At 60.1% G+C, this 14,663-nt stretch carries 16 protein-coding genes; 2 read left to right on the plus strand and 14 right to left on the minus strand.

The genetic code is table 11. The features are described from left to right. Positions 1-39 precede the first annotated feature (39 nt). From LCM4573_RS08825 to LCM4573_RS28770, 14 genes are all read right to left on the minus strand, one after another. Complete coding sequence (locus LCM4573_RS08825) at positions 40-1,608, minus strand: extracellular solute-binding protein (protein WP_071005869.1); 1,569 nt, start codon at positions 1,606-1,608, stop codon at positions 40-42. A 23-nt stretch (positions 1,609-1,631) separates the two neighbouring features. Further along, complete coding sequence (locus LCM4573_RS08830; RefSeq protein WP_071005870.1) at positions 1,632-2,513, minus strand: carbohydrate ABC transporter permease; 882 nt, start codon at positions 2,511-2,513, stop codon at positions 1,632-1,634. An 8-nt stretch (positions 2,514-2,521) separates the two neighbouring features. After that, positions 2,522-3,451 carry a sugar ABC transporter permease gene (locus LCM4573_RS08835; RefSeq protein ID WP_071005871.1) on the minus strand — a complete coding sequence of 310 codons (930 nt, stop codon included), beginning with the start codon at positions 3,449-3,451 and terminating at the stop codon, positions 2,522-2,524. 7 nt (positions 3,452-3,458) lie between these two features. Next, positions 3,459-4,562: an ABC transporter ATP-binding protein gene (locus LCM4573_RS08840; RefSeq protein WP_071005872.1), complete on the minus strand. Its 1,104-nt coding sequence runs from the start codon at positions 4,560-4,562 to the stop codon at positions 3,459-3,461. 30 nt (positions 4,563-4,592) lie between these two features. Next, complete coding sequence (locus LCM4573_RS08845; RefSeq protein ID WP_083347368.1) at positions 4,593-5,381, minus strand: GntR family transcriptional regulator; 789 nt, start codon at positions 5,379-5,381, stop codon at positions 4,593-4,595. A 156-nt stretch (positions 5,382-5,537) separates the two neighbouring features. Further along, a complete protein-coding gene (gene arsK / locus LCM4573_RS08850; RefSeq protein WP_071005874.1) occupies positions 5,538-6,767 on the minus strand; it encodes an arsenite efflux MFS transporter ArsK in 1,230 nt (409 codons plus the stop codon). A gap of 1 nt (position 6,768) precedes the next feature. Then, positions 6,769-7,479: an arsenical resistance protein ArsH gene (gene arsH / locus LCM4573_RS08855; protein ID WP_071005875.1), complete on the minus strand. Its 711-nt coding sequence runs from the start codon at positions 7,477-7,479 to the stop codon at positions 6,769-6,771. Then, complete coding sequence (arsB, locus tag LCM4573_RS08860; protein WP_071005876.1) at positions 7,479-8,534, minus strand: ACR3 family arsenite efflux transporter; 1,056 nt, start codon at positions 8,532-8,534, stop codon at positions 7,479-7,481. The genes arsH and arsB overlap by 1 nt, the downstream gene beginning before the upstream one ends. 9 nt (positions 8,535-8,543) lie before the next feature. Then, the gene (gene arsC, locus LCM4573_RS08865) at positions 8,544-8,966 is read right to left on the minus strand and encodes an arsenate reductase (glutaredoxin) (protein ID WP_071005877.1); all 423 of its coding nucleotides are present in this window, start codon (positions 8,964-8,966) and stop codon (positions 8,544-8,546) included. A gap of 8 nt (positions 8,967-8,974) precedes the next feature. Beyond that, positions 8,975-9,517 carry an arsenate reductase ArsC gene (locus LCM4573_RS08870; protein WP_071005878.1) on the minus strand — a complete coding sequence of 181 codons (543 nt, stop codon included), beginning with the start codon at positions 9,515-9,517 and terminating at the stop codon, positions 8,975-8,977. Beyond that, positions 9,510-9,872 (minus strand): helix-turn-helix transcriptional regulator, encoded by a 363-nt coding sequence (locus LCM4573_RS08875; RefSeq protein WP_071005879.1) that lies wholly within the window; start codon positions 9,870-9,872, stop codon positions 9,510-9,512. Before LCM4573_RS08875 ends, LCM4573_RS08870 begins: the two co-directional genes overlap by 8 nt. 171 nt (positions 9,873-10,043) lie before the next feature. Beyond that, positions 10,044-10,649: a nucleoside deaminase gene (locus tag LCM4573_RS08880; protein WP_071005880.1), complete on the minus strand. Its 606-nt coding sequence runs from the start codon at positions 10,647-10,649 to the stop codon at positions 10,044-10,046. Between the two features lie 19 nt (positions 10,650-10,668). Continuing rightward, positions 10,669-12,156, minus strand: coding sequence for a nucleobase:cation symporter-2 family protein (locus LCM4573_RS08885; protein WP_407071716.1), 1,488 nt, complete (start codon positions 12,154-12,156; stop codon positions 10,669-10,671). Between the two features lie 153 nt (positions 12,157-12,309). Then, positions 12,310-12,432, minus strand: a complete 123-nt coding sequence (locus LCM4573_RS28770) for a hypothetical protein (RefSeq protein ID WP_274534847.1) — start codon at positions 12,430-12,432, stop codon at positions 12,310-12,312. 189 nt (positions 12,433-12,621) lie between these two features. Between LCM4573_RS28770 and LCM4573_RS08890 the strand changes: the two genes are divergently transcribed. Together LCM4573_RS08890 and LCM4573_RS08895 are read left to right on the plus strand one after the other, a co-directional pair. Further along, on the plus strand, positions 12,622-13,293 hold the full coding sequence (locus tag LCM4573_RS08890) for a response regulator transcription factor (protein WP_071005881.1): 672 nt from the start codon (positions 12,622-12,624) through the stop codon (positions 13,291-13,293). Further along, a complete protein-coding gene (locus LCM4573_RS08895) occupies positions 13,293-14,630 on the plus strand; it encodes a HAMP domain-containing sensor histidine kinase (protein ID WP_071005882.1) in 1,338 nt (445 codons plus the stop codon). The genes LCM4573_RS08890 and LCM4573_RS08895 overlap by 1 nt, the downstream gene beginning before the upstream one ends. The last annotated feature ends 33 nt before the right edge of the window (positions 14,631-14,663 follow it).

Consider the following 14,663-nt stretch of genomic DNA (forward strand, 5'->3'; position numbering starts at 1 on the left):
TGGCGACAGTAATCGCCRCCACCCACATGAGACGACTGCCTAGCGCGCGGCTTCGTACTGACGCTCGTACGCCGACTGCATGACGGCGATGACCTTATCGTAGCCAAGCTCGGCAAGGCGCTTCTTGTAAGCATCCCAGCCGGTGTCGACATCCTGGGCGCCGAGCACCCAGGTCTGCTGCATTTCGGTCATGTAGGTGAGTAGGCTCGGCCAATAACGGTCATAGATGGCCTTTTCGTCGGCATTCAGCGAGACACCGAGGAATTCCTGCTTGAGGCAGTTGCACTCCTCGTACATGGCGATGCCTTCGAGCGCGATCTTGTTGGTCCACTCGACCTCGTAATCGTAGGTCTGCCAGAAACCGCGCGGGACCTGCGCACCCACCGCCCAGAGCTGGGCGTTGACGGGATCCTTGTTGCCCAGGACCTCCTTCGTGAAGTGCGGCTTGCCGTCGACCATCTCATAGGTCAAACCCTCGACCCCGAAATTCGACAGGATACGGCCCTGTTCGGAGAACCAGAAATCGAAATACTTGATGGTTTCGACCGGGTGCTCGTTGGTGGCGGTGATCGCCCAGCCGGCGGGCTGCACCTGCAGGCGACGGGCGTCCTCGAACCTCTGGCCGCTCACCGTCTTGGGCGGCAGCATCGGCCGAAGCGCAAACCCGTCTATCTTGCCGGTCAGCGCATCATTATAGGTGGAGGTGCTGGCGAACCAGTCATGCGTCATGCCGCCGAGATTGTTGCCGAGCAGATATTCGCGGGCACGGGCGCCACGGGTGAATATCTCCTTGTCGATCAGGCCTTCCTTGTACCACTGGGCGACATGGGCAATGCCCGTCTTGTAGTTTTCCTCGGCCCAGGGATGACGAAGCTGGCCGTCGTAGACGGCAAAGTCGCCATAGCGTTCCGATCCCGAAACGCGGGCATCCCACAAGTTGATCAGCCGGACCGCGTCGACCTCCTCACGGGCGAAATACGGAACCTCGTCCTTGACTCCGTTGCCGTTCGGGTCCCTGTCCCGGAAGGCTTTAAGAACCTCATGGACCTCTTCGGGCGTCTCAGGCTGCTTCAAGCCGAGCTTGTCCAGCCAATCCTGGCGGATGAACCAGCCACGCGAGAATTTCCCGTCAGGCACATAGGGAATGAAGTAGAGATTGCCGTCCGGTCCCGAGATCGCCCGGCGGATATCCGGATGGCTGTCGAAGAAGGCCTTCAGGTGCGGCGCATGCTCCTCGATCAGGTCATCGAGCGGAAYGAACGCACCCTCCAGGCCATATCGGATGAAATCCTCCTTCAATCCGCCGGAAGCATCCCCGCCGACGATATCGGGAAGGTCGCCCGATGCGATAAGCAGGTTGAAGGCGTCGCGGCTGCTGGTGGTCGCGAGCGATGCGACGTTTCGGACATGGATGTTGGTGAGTTCGGYCGCTTTCTGTTCGACCGGCCATTTTTCCGAATAGACGTATTTGTCGCGGAAGTGGAAATGGATCGTCAATTCCAGCGGATCGTCGACGATCTTGGTGGTCTCCTGAGCCAGACCTGGCGACGCCGTCATCATCGCCGCGATCAGCGCTAGAACGGATGCTCCCTTATGCAATGCACTCATAGGTTTCTCCTCCCTTAGTGGCATTACTCTTTGACCCCGCCCAGCAGAATTCCCTTGGTGAAGTACCTCTGCGCGTAAGGGTAAATGATGAGGACGGGAATGATGGAGGCGACCATGATGGCTGAGGTCACCGTCTCGAAGGAATACCGGGCCGTCAGCAGGCTCGAGGCGAATTCGTCGTTGGAGTTCAGATCGACGATCACACGCTTCAGATAGACCTGAAGAGGGATTTTTTCCTCGCCGCGCAGCAGCACCATGGCCCAGAAATAGCCGTTCCAGCGCGACACGACGCATAGCAGCGCGACGGTCACGATGGCGGGCTTGGAAAGCGGGATGAACACCTTCCACAGAAGCTGGAGCTCGCTTGCTCCATCCATCTTGGCGGCTTCCTCGAACGATTTCGGCACCGCCTCGAAGAAGTTGCGCAGCAGGATGACGTTGAATGCATTGGCGGCGAAACCGATAATGATGCCGAACCGGCTGTCGAGAAGCCCCAGATCCCGCATGTTGAGGAAGAATGGGATCATCCCTGCATTGAACCAGAGCGTGAAGGCGATCGCCATATTGAGGAAGGTGCGGCCGCGAAGCCGTTTGCGCGAAAGCGCATAGGCGCCGGGGATCATGATCGCCAGGCTCATCAGCGTGCCGCCGAAGGTGTAGATGAAGGTGTTGCCGTAAGCGACCCAGAACATCTGGTCCGAAAGCACGCGGTCGTAGGCCGCGAGCGTCATGTCCACCGGCCAGAGCGTGACCCGGCCCGAGGTGACGGCAGCGCCCGACGACAGCGACGCCGAGAGGATGTAGATAAACGGGTAGAGCGTCGACAGGACGAATAGCCCAAGCAGAATGGCGTTGATCCAGCCGAAAATCTTGTCGCCGCGGGAATAGAGATTGAAACTGCTCATCCCGGACCTCACCAGAGCGACGTTGAAGAGAGTCTTCGGCTGATGCGGTTTGCCGAATAGACGAGGACGAAGGCGATGACCGCGTTGAACAGCCCGGCGGYGGTCGCCAGATCGTATTGGGTCCCCTGCAGGCCGGTCCGATAGATGAAGGTCGAGACCACATCGGCGGTCTCATAGGTCGGCGGGCGATAGAGCAGGATGATGTATTCGAAGCCGACTTCGACCAGGTTGCCGATACGGATGATCAACATGATGATGATCGTCGGGAGAATGCAGGGCAGCGTGATGCGCCACATCATCTGCCAACGCGAGGCGCCATCCACACGCGCCGATTCATAAAGCGTTGGGCTGACCCCTGCGATCGCCGCGAGATAGACGATCGATTCAAAACCCGCCTCCTTCCATACGGACGAGCCGATGAAGACGGGCCGGAACCATTCGGGCCTGGTCAGAAAATAGATGGGTTCGAAGCCCAAGCTGGTCAAAAGCAGATTGACCACGCCGGTGGAGGGTGAAAGGAAATTGATGACGATGCCGGCGACGATCACCACCGAGATGAAATGCGGCAGGTAGACGATCGTCTGCGCCCAGCGCTTGGCGACGGCGTTCTGCACCTCGTTGAACATCAAAGCGAGGATGATCGGTATCGGGAACGCGAAGATCAGCCCCAGCCCGCTGATGGTGATCGTGTTCCAGAAGGCCCGGATGAACATGTCGTTCTGGAACAGCACCTCGAAATGGGCAAAGCCCACCCATGGACTGCGCTCGATGCCGCGGAAGATCGAGAAATCCTTGAAGGCGATCAAAAGCCCATACATGGGCTTGTAGAGGAAGAGCGCGAACCAGATGACCATCGGCGCCAGCAGCAGGTAGAGCTGCCAGTCCCGCCGAAAATCTTCCGCGAATGAATGTAGCGTGTTGCGAAACGACTGTTTCATGCCGGCCTCACGCTTCGACCTTGAGAGTGCGGCCGCTCGCAGCATCGAAAATGTGGATGCGGCTGCTATCGACGCCCAGCCGGGAGACGGCATTCAGCTCGTGATTGGAATAAAGGGTTTCCTCCTTGGCGATGAAGGATTGTCCGTCCGCCTTGCCATGCAGCAGGGCCTCCGCGCCGAGCGGTTCCACCAGTTCGATCGCGCATTCGAGAACATCGCGGGCATTGTCCGACCTGACCGACATGATTTCCGGGCGGATCCCGAGTTTGACGGGCTGCCCATCCGCGGCGGCCCGCGCGAAGCTGTCCGGCACGGCGAGGCTCTGCCCCGCCTCGCCCGCAAGCACGGCCCTCACCTCGCCATTCCGCTTGGCGATGAACGCATCGAGCAGGTTCATCGGAGGCGACCCGATAAAGCCGGCGACGAATGTGTTCGCCGGCTCCAGGAAGACCTCCATGGGTGATCCGACCTGCTCGATATTGCCGCCATTCATGATAACGATGCGATCGGCAAGCGTCATCGCCTCCACCTGATCGTGGGTCACGTAGATACTGGTGGCCTTCATCCGCCGGTGAAGCTGCTTGATCTCGGCGCGCATATAGGTGCGCAGCTTGGCATCGAGATTGGAAAGCGGCTCGTCGAACAGGAAGACCTTCGGCTTACGCACGATCGCACGGCCCATGGCAACGCGCTGGCGCTGGCCTCCCGAAAGATCGGCGGGCTTGCGCGACAGGTATTCGGTGAGCCCCAGGATCTGCGCGGCTTCCGAAACCGCCTGGTTGATCACCTCCCGGCGCTCCCGCCTCACGCGCAACCCGAAAGCGATGTTCTCTGCGACGCTCAGATGGGGGTAGAGCGCGTAATTCTGGAACACCATCGCCACGTCGCGATCCTTCGGGGCGACCTTGTTGACCTCGCGGCCACCGATCGAGATCGTGCCCTCGGAAATATCCTCCAGTCCCGCCACCATGCGCAGCGTCGTGGACTTGCCGCAGCCAGAGGGTCCGACGAGTACGACGAACTCCTCGGGCTCGATCGCCAGGCTGATGCCGTGGACGACCTCGAAAGCGCCGTACCGTTTGATGACGTCGTTGATCTGGACTGCAGACATGAAAGGCCCCTCCTCAAAAGCCTTGGATGTTCAGGCGATCGTCTTGGAGCCTCTTGCAGCGCGTTTCTTGGCAACGCGCGTATTGATCTGTTCGATATAGGCCCAGATCTTCGGGTTCTTGGACAATTCGGCGATCTTGGATTCGAGCGATCCGAGATGACGGACCACCGCCTCGCGCGCCTTCTCGATGTCGCCGGTTTCGATARCGATCACGATGCCCTCGTGCTCCTCGATCACCTTTTCGGTACGGCGAACCGCGAAGACACGCTTGAGATGGCGCATACGGTCCATCTCGCCCTTGGCCTGGTTGACCACGCTCCAGGCACCGGGCAACCGGGCGGCGGCGAAGATCGTGCGATGGAATTCCTCATCCAGAAGAAAGAAGTCGGTGAACTTCTCGTCCTTTGCCGCCGTTCGCTGCCTGGCAAGGCAGGTCTTCAAGCGCGCGATGTCTTCCAGGGAATGCCGCTTGGCCGCTTCGACGACGGCGCCTTCCTCCAGCTTGAAGCGGATGAAGCAGGCCTCCATGTAGCGCTGCACGTCGATCGGGGCGATATACGTCCCTCCTTGCGGCACCACCTTGACGAATCCCTCCTCCGCAAGCCGGATAATCGCTTCGCGAACCGGCGTCTTGCTGACATCGAGCAACGCCGCGATCTCTTTTTCCGAAAGCGCGCGCCCCGGCAAAAGCTTCACTTCGACGATGAGCTTGCGCAGCAGCGAATGAATACGGTTGGCCATGTTGCCGCCGGACGGCAGCTCTCCCGGACTGACGAGATCGGATAGTGGCAAGGAAGGAAATTCAACCGTGTCAGGCATATCAGTTCTTTAACTGAGATATTAGTTTCTATTTTGATATATCGATAGAGTCGCCCGCCTGTCAACAACGATAATCCGCAAACGGCAAAATGCCGCCTTACCGAAGACGGCAGGCGGCAGCGGCAGGCGGATGAAAAATAAGGCTTCGGTTCTTCGCTAACTCAGCGCAATCGGCTCGTTTGACGCGCTGTTTTCCCGGCGATGATGCGCAAGCTTTCCAATCGCCAGAAACGCCAGCACGGCCCCTGCCCCGAGAATGCCGGTGCACAACAGGGCCCACGCCGCCCCCGCATGCTGCATCATCAGCGCGAAGGCAAATGGTGCGGCCGATCCGACGATCAGGCGCACCGACGTGATCTGGCCTTGACGCGCGCCATATCCCTGCGCGCCGAACAAGGCCAAAGGCAGCGTACCGCCGACGATGCTGTAAAGGCCATTACCCATGCCGAACAGGGCGGCGAACAGCATCGCGCCGGCAAAGGAAGGCGCCGTGACAAGCAGAAGGAGGAGCCCAACCGGCAGCAGCCCCGCCGAGATGATCGCGAGCGAGAGCTGCGACAGCTCAGCTCCGAAGATCATGTTGATAAAGCGGCTGGCCACCTGCGAGGGTCCGAACAGCGCGCCCACGGCAACCCCGGCCAGGCCGAGGCCGAGTGCTGCGAGCATTGGCAGCATGTGCACGAGGACCGCCGAGCTGATGAAGCTCTGCAGCGCGAAGGCGACCGCCATGAACAGGAAACCCTTGCCGCGAACTTCGGGCGGAAGGGTCCCCTGAAGAGGCGAATGGCTGTGAGCCACCGCCTCGACATCGGCCGATTCAGCTTCCCCTGCGGTTCGCCGCGACATCCACGCGTGGATCGGAAGACATAAGACCACGTGCAGCAGGGCGAAGACGAGATAGACCTGCTGCCATGTCAGAAAACCATGCAGCCAGGTCGTAAGCGGCCAGAAAATGGTCGAGGCGAAGCCCGCGATCAGCGTCAAATAGACGATGCAGCGCTGCGCGGTCCGTGGATGGCGCTGGACCAGCAGCGGAAACGCCGCGCTGTATTGCACGAGGGTCGATGCGATCTCGATCGCAAGCAAGGCGGGTACGAAGGCGATACCGGACGGAGCGAGCGCGCAGGCCGCAAGAGCCAGCGCCGCCGCCACCGAGCCTATCGCCATGATGCGGGCGGCGCCGAACCGATCGATCCAACGTCCCGCCAGAGGCGCCGCAAGCCCACCTGTCAGCAATGCGGCCGAAAGCGCCGCATAGATCCATTCGTTCGGCCATCCGAGATCCCGCGCCATGGAGGGCGCGAGAATGGAGAAGCTGTAGTAGAGCGTTCCATAGCCGATGATCTGCGTCAGGCCGAGTAAAGCGACATCCGTCCAGGGCCGCATGTCACATGGCCCTCAGCCCGATAGCCGACGCCAGCTTCGCGGCCGCCTCCTTGCGCTCGCTGTAACGGTCGGTGAGATATGCTGAGGTGTCGCGCGTCAACAGCGTGAACTTGACCAGTTCCTCCATGACATCGACCACCCGATCATAGTAGGAGGACGGCTTCATGCGACCGTCCTCGTCAAACTCCTGATACGCCTTGGCGACGGACGATTGGTTGGGGATCGTCACCATCCGCATCCAGCGGCCCAGTACCCGCATCTGGTTGACGGCATTGAAGCTTTGCGAACCGCCGGATACCTGCATGACGGCAAGCGTCCGCCCCTGTGTCGGCCRGATCGCTCCCACGGAGAGCGGGATCCAGTCGATCTGCGCCTTCATCACCGCGCTCATTGCGCCGTGACGTTCAGGACTGGTCCAGACCTGACCTTCCGACCAGAGCGACAATTCCCGAAGTTCCCTCACCTTCGGATGATCGATCTCGGCGCCGTCAGGCAATGGAAGATCGTGCGGATCGAAAACACGGGTCTCCGCCCCAAAAAGTTTCAGCAGCCGTTCGGCCTCCAGCGTGAGAAACCGACTATAGGAGCGTTCGCGCAACGAGCCGTACAGCAACAGGATACGAGGCGGATGACTTGCGGGAGCTGCGCGCAGCCGCTCAACAGACGGCATGTCGAGGCTTTTGTCATCGACATWGGGCAAATCACGCGGCATCAGCGGTTAACCTCGACGGCGGCTGTCGTCTTGTCGCCGTGCTCGTACCAGCCCTTCGAGCGGTTGACGATCCAGACGACCGAAAGCATCACCGGCACTTCAATCAGCACGCCGACGACGGTGGCGAGTGCGGCGCCGGAATGGAAGCCGAAGAGGCTGATGGCGGCCGCAACCGCCAGCTCGAAGAAGTTCGACGCCCCGATGAGCGCCGATGGGCCGGCGACGCAATGCTGCTCGCCGGTAACCCGGTTGAGCCAGTAGGCAAGCCCCGAATTGAAATAGACCTGGATCAGGATCGGCACGGCAAGCAGCGCAATCACCAACGGCTGGGCTATTATCTGCCCGCCTTGGAAGCCGAACAGCAGCACCAGCGTCGCCAAAAGAGCTGCGAGCGATGCAGGGCCGAGCCTCGCMAAAAGCCGATCGAGCGCGGATTGTCCGCCAGCGGCCAGTATCGAGCGACGAACGAGCTGCGCGACGATGACCGGGATGACGATGTAGAGCACGACCGACAGGATCAGCGTATCCCATGGCACGGTGATCGCCGACAGGCCGAGCAAAAGCCCCACGATCGGAGCGAAGGCCACAACCATGATCGCGTCGTTGAGCGCAACCTGGCTCAGCGTGAAATGCGGCTCGCCTTTCGTCAGGTTCGACCAGACGAACACCATCGCCGTGCAGGGCGCGGCGGCAAGGATGATGAGACCGGCGATATAGCTGTCGATCTGGCCGGCGGGCAGGTAGGGCCGGAACAGCCACCCGATGAACAGCCATCCGAGCAACGCCATGGAAAAGGGTTTCACCGCCCAGTTGACGAACAGCGTCACACCGATGCCACGCCAATGACGGCCGACCTCGCCGAGTGCGGCGAAGTCGATCTTCAAAAGCATGGGAATGACCATCAGCCAGATCAGCACCGCTACGGGCAGGTTGACCTTGGCGATCTCGGCAGCACCGATCACCCGAAACACGCCAGGCATGACATCGCCGAGCGTGATGCCGACGACGATGCAGAGCCCGACCCAAAGGGTAAGATAGCGTTCAAAACCGGACATGGTTCGCCCTCATTTCGCCACGCGCTGACCCTGCTCGTCCACGATGCGCTCGCCATCCTCCTTGATGAACGCGCCGCGCTGCGCAGGCAGCAGGTCGAGCACCAATTCGGAAGGACGGCAGAGTTTCACGCCCTTTGGGCTGACGACGATCGGGCGGTTGATCAGGATCGGATGCGCCATCATGGCGTCGAGAAGCTGGTCGTCGGTCAGGCCCGGATCGCCCAGGCCGAGCTCCGCATAGGGCGTGCCCTTCTCGCGCAGCAGCGCATGCACGGAGATGCCCATGCGCTCGATGAGCTGCACCAGCATCGTCCGCGACGGCGGCGTCCTCAGATATTCGACGACATGCGGTTCGATACCGGCATTACGGATCATCGCCAGCGTGTTGCGCGAGGTTCCGCAATCGGGATTGTGATAGATGATGACGTCCATGATGCACCTTACGCTGCGCTGTTTTGGGTTGAAGAAGCACCTTCCAACCGACCGATATCCACAAGCTTCGCGCCAAGCGATACCTTGTCGAGGCTTTCGACCGGGAGTGCGGCGAAGGCGGTGATGCGGTTTTTGAGATAGCGGAAGGCGGTGACGAAGGCCGCCTCCTTCTGGATGTCCGGCCCCTCCACCGCGGCCGGGTCTTCGATGCCCCAATGCGCCGTCATCGGCTGCCCCGGCCAGATCGGGCAGGCCTCGCCGGCGGCACTGTCGCAGACGGTGAACACGAAATCCATGACGGGCGCGTCGGGGTTGGCGAACTCCTCCCAGCTTTTCGAACGGAAACCCTCGGCCGGATAGTCGAAGCTTTGCAGTATCTTCAGCGCCAGGGGATTGACGGCGCCCTTCGGCTGGCTGCCGGCCGAAAAGGCGCGGAAGCGCCCAGCGCCGTCCTGGGCAAGAATGCTTTCGGCCAGGATCGAGCGAGCGGAATTGCCGGTGCAGAGAAAAAGCACATTGAAGATACGGTCGGGCTGGTGTGCATCAGGCATGACTGGCGCCTTTCGCGGGTTCGCAGCAGGAGGACAGCGCGGCAACCGCCGGATTGCAGACCTCCGGGTGACCCTGGCAGCAGTCGCGCATGAGGAATTCGACAAGACCGGAAAGCGCTGGATAAGCGGCGCTGTAGATGATCGACCTTCCTTCCCGACGGGACAGGACAAGGCCGGCCTGTTCGAGATGGCTTAAATGAAAGGACATGCGCGACGAGGATGCCCCGTCCATCGCCTGGCCGATCTCTCCCGCAGCCGAGCCTTCCGGGCCGGCCGCCACCAGAAAACGCACGATCCGCAGCCGGGTCTCCTGGGAGAGTGCGGTGAACGCGTCGAGAGCTTGTTTTTCGTCCATAATTATCTCAACATCTCAATAGATATTGAGATAATGGATATAGCAAGACCAGCCCCGAAACCAGCCCTATCTGCTGGTGTCGGCGCTTTATTTGAAGCCCATCGTGGAAAAGGTTCGGTGGCTAGACAGACAATCGGGCGCCCGATGACGCGGGCACCCGTCAGCGGCGGGTCAGTTAAGGGGGATGGCGTTGCCTTCCTTGCTCGCCTGATAGACTTCCGAAAGCTGGTCATACTTGCGGCTGATCGCATCGGCGCGCTGCTTCAGCAGCTCGCGCTGGGGCTCCGGCATGCCATCGATGAGTTCGCGGATCGACAGCGCTCTCCAAAAGGCGTTTTTCCTCCTGTAGCCGCCCGGCTCGAGCGTGAAGACCTCTTTGAGGATCTTCAGGTCATGAGGAATAGAAAACATATCGCGCGAATCTTCGTGGCTGAAGAAATAATAGAAATTGTCGAAGCCGGCCCATGTAATCGCCGAAAGACACATCGAGCAGGGTTCGTGGGTCGAAAGGAAAATGAGGTCGCGCGTGTCGGGCCGCTCGGCCTCCGCCATTTCATAGAACCGCTTCAGGGTATGCACCTCGCCGTGCCACAAGGGGTTCTCGGTTTCATTATTGGTTTCGACGAGCACCGTCGAAAGATCGGATTTCCTGAGTAGCGCGGCGCCGAAGACCTTATTACCCGCCGCAACGCCCCTCTCGGTGGCGGGGATGACGCCCTTTTCCATCGCGGTGAGCAGGGCGTCGAGGAGACCGTTCGTCTCTTCCTGTTGGGTCATTTCCATTGTTCCTTGACAGCTAATGCGCTTCTGAAGGTATCAGCGGCACTTCGATACCCTTGGCGTTGTAAAGTTTGCCGTTCAGGAAATAGTCGCCGTCGTGAAGAACCGCGATGTCCTGATAGCGGATCGTCCGTTCGCTTGCCGCCACGAACACCGATTGCTGATCCGAATTGCCGGTGGTGAAATGATTGAACAGCAGGTTGAGGCAGATCGCCATCAACGCGGCGGAACTGATCCCGGAATGGAAGATGGTCGCCACCCAGGTGGGGAAATGCTCATAGAAGTTTGGCGAGGCGATCGGGATCATACCGAAGCCGATCGAAGTGGCGACGATGACCAGGTTCATGTTGTTGTTATAATCGACCTTCGACAGGGTGCGAATTCCACTTGCCGCAACCGTGCCGAACAGCACGATGCCGGCTCCGCCGAGGACGGCGCTCGGAACCGCCGCGACAACGCGACCCATCACCGGCAAGAGCCCGAGAGCGACCAGGAAAACACCCCCGGTTGCCACCACGTAGCGGCTCTTGACGCCGGTTACCGCGACAAGCCCTACATTCTGGGCAAAAGCGCTTTGGGTGAACGAGCCGAACACGGGCGCTATGATGCTCGACAGCATGTCGGCTCGAAGCCCATCGCCCAATCGCCGCGAATCCACCTTCGTCTCGACGATCTCACCGACCGCGAGAATATCTGCCGACGTCTCCACGAGCGTCACCATGATGACGATGAACATGGAAATGATGGCGGCGATTTCGAATGTCGGATAGCCGAAGTGAAAGATCGTCGGGAGGGCAAAGAAGGGGCCGTCGGGTACCTGCGAAAAGTCGGCCATCCCGACAACGAAGGCGATGCCCGTTCCGATCACCAGCGCCAGCAAGATGGAAAGCCTCGATATCGACGGACTTCCGAGCTTGCTGAGTATCAGCACGATCACCAATGTCACCGCCGCCAGCTGGATATTGGCCGGGCTGCCGAAATCCGGTGAATTCTTGTTGCCGCCCATGGCCCAGAACGCTGCGACCGGCATGAGCGTCAGTCCGATCGTCGTTACGACGATGCCGGTGACGAGCGGCGGAAAGAAGCGCGTGATCCGCGAAAAGACCGGCGTGATGATCAGGCCGATCAGGGAAGCAGCGATAACCGCGCCGAGAATGGATTGAATGCCGCCATTGCCGGAGATCGCGATCATGGTCGCCACGCCGGAAAAGGAAACGCCCTGAACGAGCGGCAGCCGGCATCCGAAGAAGGGCAATCCCAGGGTTTGAAGGATTGTGGCAAGCCCGCCGGCAAAAAGCGAGGCGGTGATGAGCAGGCCCACTTCACCTGTATTCAGCCCTGCGGCCTGCCCCAGTATCAGAGGTACGGCGACGATGCCGCCATACATGGTGAGAACGTGTTGAAGTCCGTATGCTAAGTTGGCGCCAATGCTAAGCTTTTCGTCTTCCGGCCGCTCATTTTGCACCATTTGCTCTTCAGCGTTTGCCAAGGTAATCTCCTCCATACCTTTGCGATCGCCGCCTTTCCTCCAAGGCGGAAGCGAACGATATCTCAGCGAGAAGAGCGAGCCTTACAAAAAAAAGGCGAAACACCTTCAGGATTCGTGCCATCTCCAGCAACGCCGGGAGAGATCGAGCCATCGACCCCTCCCCTGCCTCTACATGGCAAACCGTTCCGCCAAAAAAATCAGCATGAGCACCGGCCCGCCCAAAAGCGCGATCAGCAGGATGGAGGATAGGAGCAGACCGCCGAGTAGGCGCAAGACTKTCTTTCGGTTCATGTTTCCTGCCTAGGCCGACAACCGAGGTTCGTTTTGTCGGCTGCGTTTTCACGACCGGACGAGCCGGTTACCAGAGGCCGACCCTGGGCTTCAACAATTGCGGCAACATTACCTGGTGGTCCTTCTTTCCCCGTAATGCTGCCGCAACCTTCGCGGCAGACAAGGACGGGACCGTTAGGGCGATGGACGATGAGACTTCTGTTGATAGAGGACGAGCCGGAATTGGCGAACGCGCTGTCGGCGGCGCTGAGCAAGCACGGGATCGTCACCGACCACACGATGCATCTCGATGACGCGTTCGAGCTGACGCGCCAGAACGATTACGATGCCATCCTCCTGGACCGCCGCCTGCCTGACGGGGAGGGATTGACCTTCATCCCGAAAGTAAGGCGGGCAGGCACCGAAACACCGATCATCGTGCTGACGGCGAGRAACGAACCGCTTGAGCGCGTGGAAGGGCTGGACATCGGCGCGGACGATTACCTCGGCAAGCCTTTCCTTGTGGAGGAACTGATGGCACGCGTGCGCGCGGTGTTGAGACGACCGTCCAGCCTGGCGGAGCCGAGCATCGCTGTCGGGCAGATGGTCATCGACCCTTTGCATCTGAACGTAACAATCGCCTCCACCCCCCTCGATCTGCCCCGCCGCGAACTCCTCGTGCTTGCGGCGCTCGCCAAGAGAAAGGACAAAACCGTCCTTCGTTCGACGCTCGAAGCGGCGGTCTATAATTACGAGGAAGAAATCCAGTCCAACGCGCTCGATGCGCATATCTCCAGGCTGCGCAAACGCCTGCAGGATGCCGGCGCTGGCGTTGCGATCCACAATATCCGGGGCGTCGGATATCTCCTGAAGGAAGAATGATGCGCGTGGCGAGCAGAACGAATCCATCGCTTTGGTGGAGGCTGAGCTGGCAACTCAGTCTGGTCATTATCTCAGTCGTCGTCGCAGTCATCATCGGGCTTTGTATATGGGCCACCACGGTCGTCTCACCAAATGTCGCCAGGGAAGACATGATTACCGAAGTCATCGCCGGAGCAGTGGAATTTGATGCGCAAGGCAGGCTTCAGCTTCGCGAGACAGGTGAGCTCAAGGCGCTCAAGGCCGAGCATCGCAGCCTTTGGTACGTCGTAGCGACGGTCGACGGGACTTCCGTTTCCTACGGCGCCGTCCCGCAGGTCTACGGCGAGGTCGCGCATCTGACGCATCTGTTCCAGGATGCGGATCTACGGGGATCAAAGAGTACGAGCGAGCTCGCATCGATMGAAAACGTGGAAACGGTGATCGGCGAAGTCCGGATTCTGTTTGGCGGCTTCAACGACTTAGGCTGGCCCGCTCTGGCGCTTCTCGCCAGGAGCTATCCGATCTACATACCGTTGGTCGCAATCGCGGTGCCTACCATTTTCCTCAGCGTCTTCAATATCGTGAGGCGTGCCGTGGCGAGGGTGAGTGATGTCGCTCAAAAGGCATCGGAGATCGAAGCGCGCCGGCCCGACGCGCGCCTCCCGGTGGACGGCATTCCCAAGGAAATCGCACCGCTCGTGGTGGCATTCAACGGAGCKCTTGGGCGGCTTGAGGATGAGTTCAGGAAGCGCCAACGCTTCCTGATCGATGCGGCGCATGAGCTGAGAACACCGATAGCGATCATGCAGACGCGGATCGACGGCATGCCTGAGGGGCCGGAACGCAGGCGTTTGCTGGACGACGTTGCGCGTTTGGCGGAGACGGCGGAACAACTCCTCGATTTCGAGCGTAACGATCAAGCAGCCGATCCCCATGAAGCGGTCGACCTCGTCGAGCTCACACGCATGATCGTGGCGGATCTCGCGCCGTTGGCGATTGCCGCAGGCTACCAGATCGCCTTTCAAAGCGACATCGAAAGCCTCGAACGCAAGGGCAGTCGTTCCGCTTTACGGAGTGCCGTCAGCAATCTGGTTCGCAACGCCATCGACCATGGCGGCAATCAAGGAATGATCACCATTTCGGTGTCTCCGGCCGGCGTGATCTCGGTGAGGGATGAAGGGCCGGGAATACCTGCTGAACATCAAGAACTGGTATTCGAACCGTTCTATCGGGTTACACCCAGGAGCAAAGGCGCCGGGCTTGGCCTCAGTCTTGTAAAGCAGATCGTCGCCAATCATCGGGGACAGGTYAGTCTCAAAAGCGGTTCGACCGGAACACAGATAGCGATCCGGCTGTGATGGAGACGCCCGGAGGCATTTCGCCGGTTTCCA

It is taken from the genome of Rhizobium sp. LCM 4573 (genome assembly GCF_001854865.1).
Taxonomy (GTDB): domain Bacteria; phylum Pseudomonadota; class Alphaproteobacteria; order Rhizobiales; family Rhizobiaceae; genus Neorhizobium.

Coding starts and splice junctions, on each gene's coding strand:
- LCM4573_RS08830 (WP_071005870.1), bottom strand. CDS start 2,513: ATGAGCAGTTTCAATCTCTATTCCCGCGGCGACAAGATTTTCGGCTGG.
- LCM4573_RS08840 (WP_071005872.1), bottom strand. CDS start 4,562: ATGTCTGCAGTCCAGATCAACGACGTCATCAAACGGTACGGCGCTTTC.
- arsK (WP_071005874.1), bottom strand. CDS start 6,767: ATGCGGCCCTGGACGGATGTCGCTTTACTCGGCCTGACGCAGATCATC.
- arsC (WP_071005877.1), bottom strand. CDS start 8,966: ATGGACGTCATCATCTATCACAATCCCGATTGCGGAACCTCGCGCAAC.
- LCM4573_RS08870 (WP_071005878.1), bottom strand. CDS start 9,517: ATGCCTGATGCACACCAGCCCGACCGTATCTTCAATGTGCTTTTTCTC.
- LCM4573_RS08875 (WP_071005879.1), bottom strand. CDS start 9,872: ATGGACGAAAAACAAGCTCTCGACGCGTTCACCGCACTCTCCCAGGAG.
- LCM4573_RS08880 (WP_071005880.1), bottom strand. CDS start 10,649: ATGACCCAACAGGAAGAGACGAACGGTCTCCTCGACGCCCTGCTCACC.
- LCM4573_RS08885 (WP_407071716.1), bottom strand. CDS start 12,156: ATGGAGGAGATTACCTTGGCAAACGCTGAAGAGCAAATGGTGCAAAAT.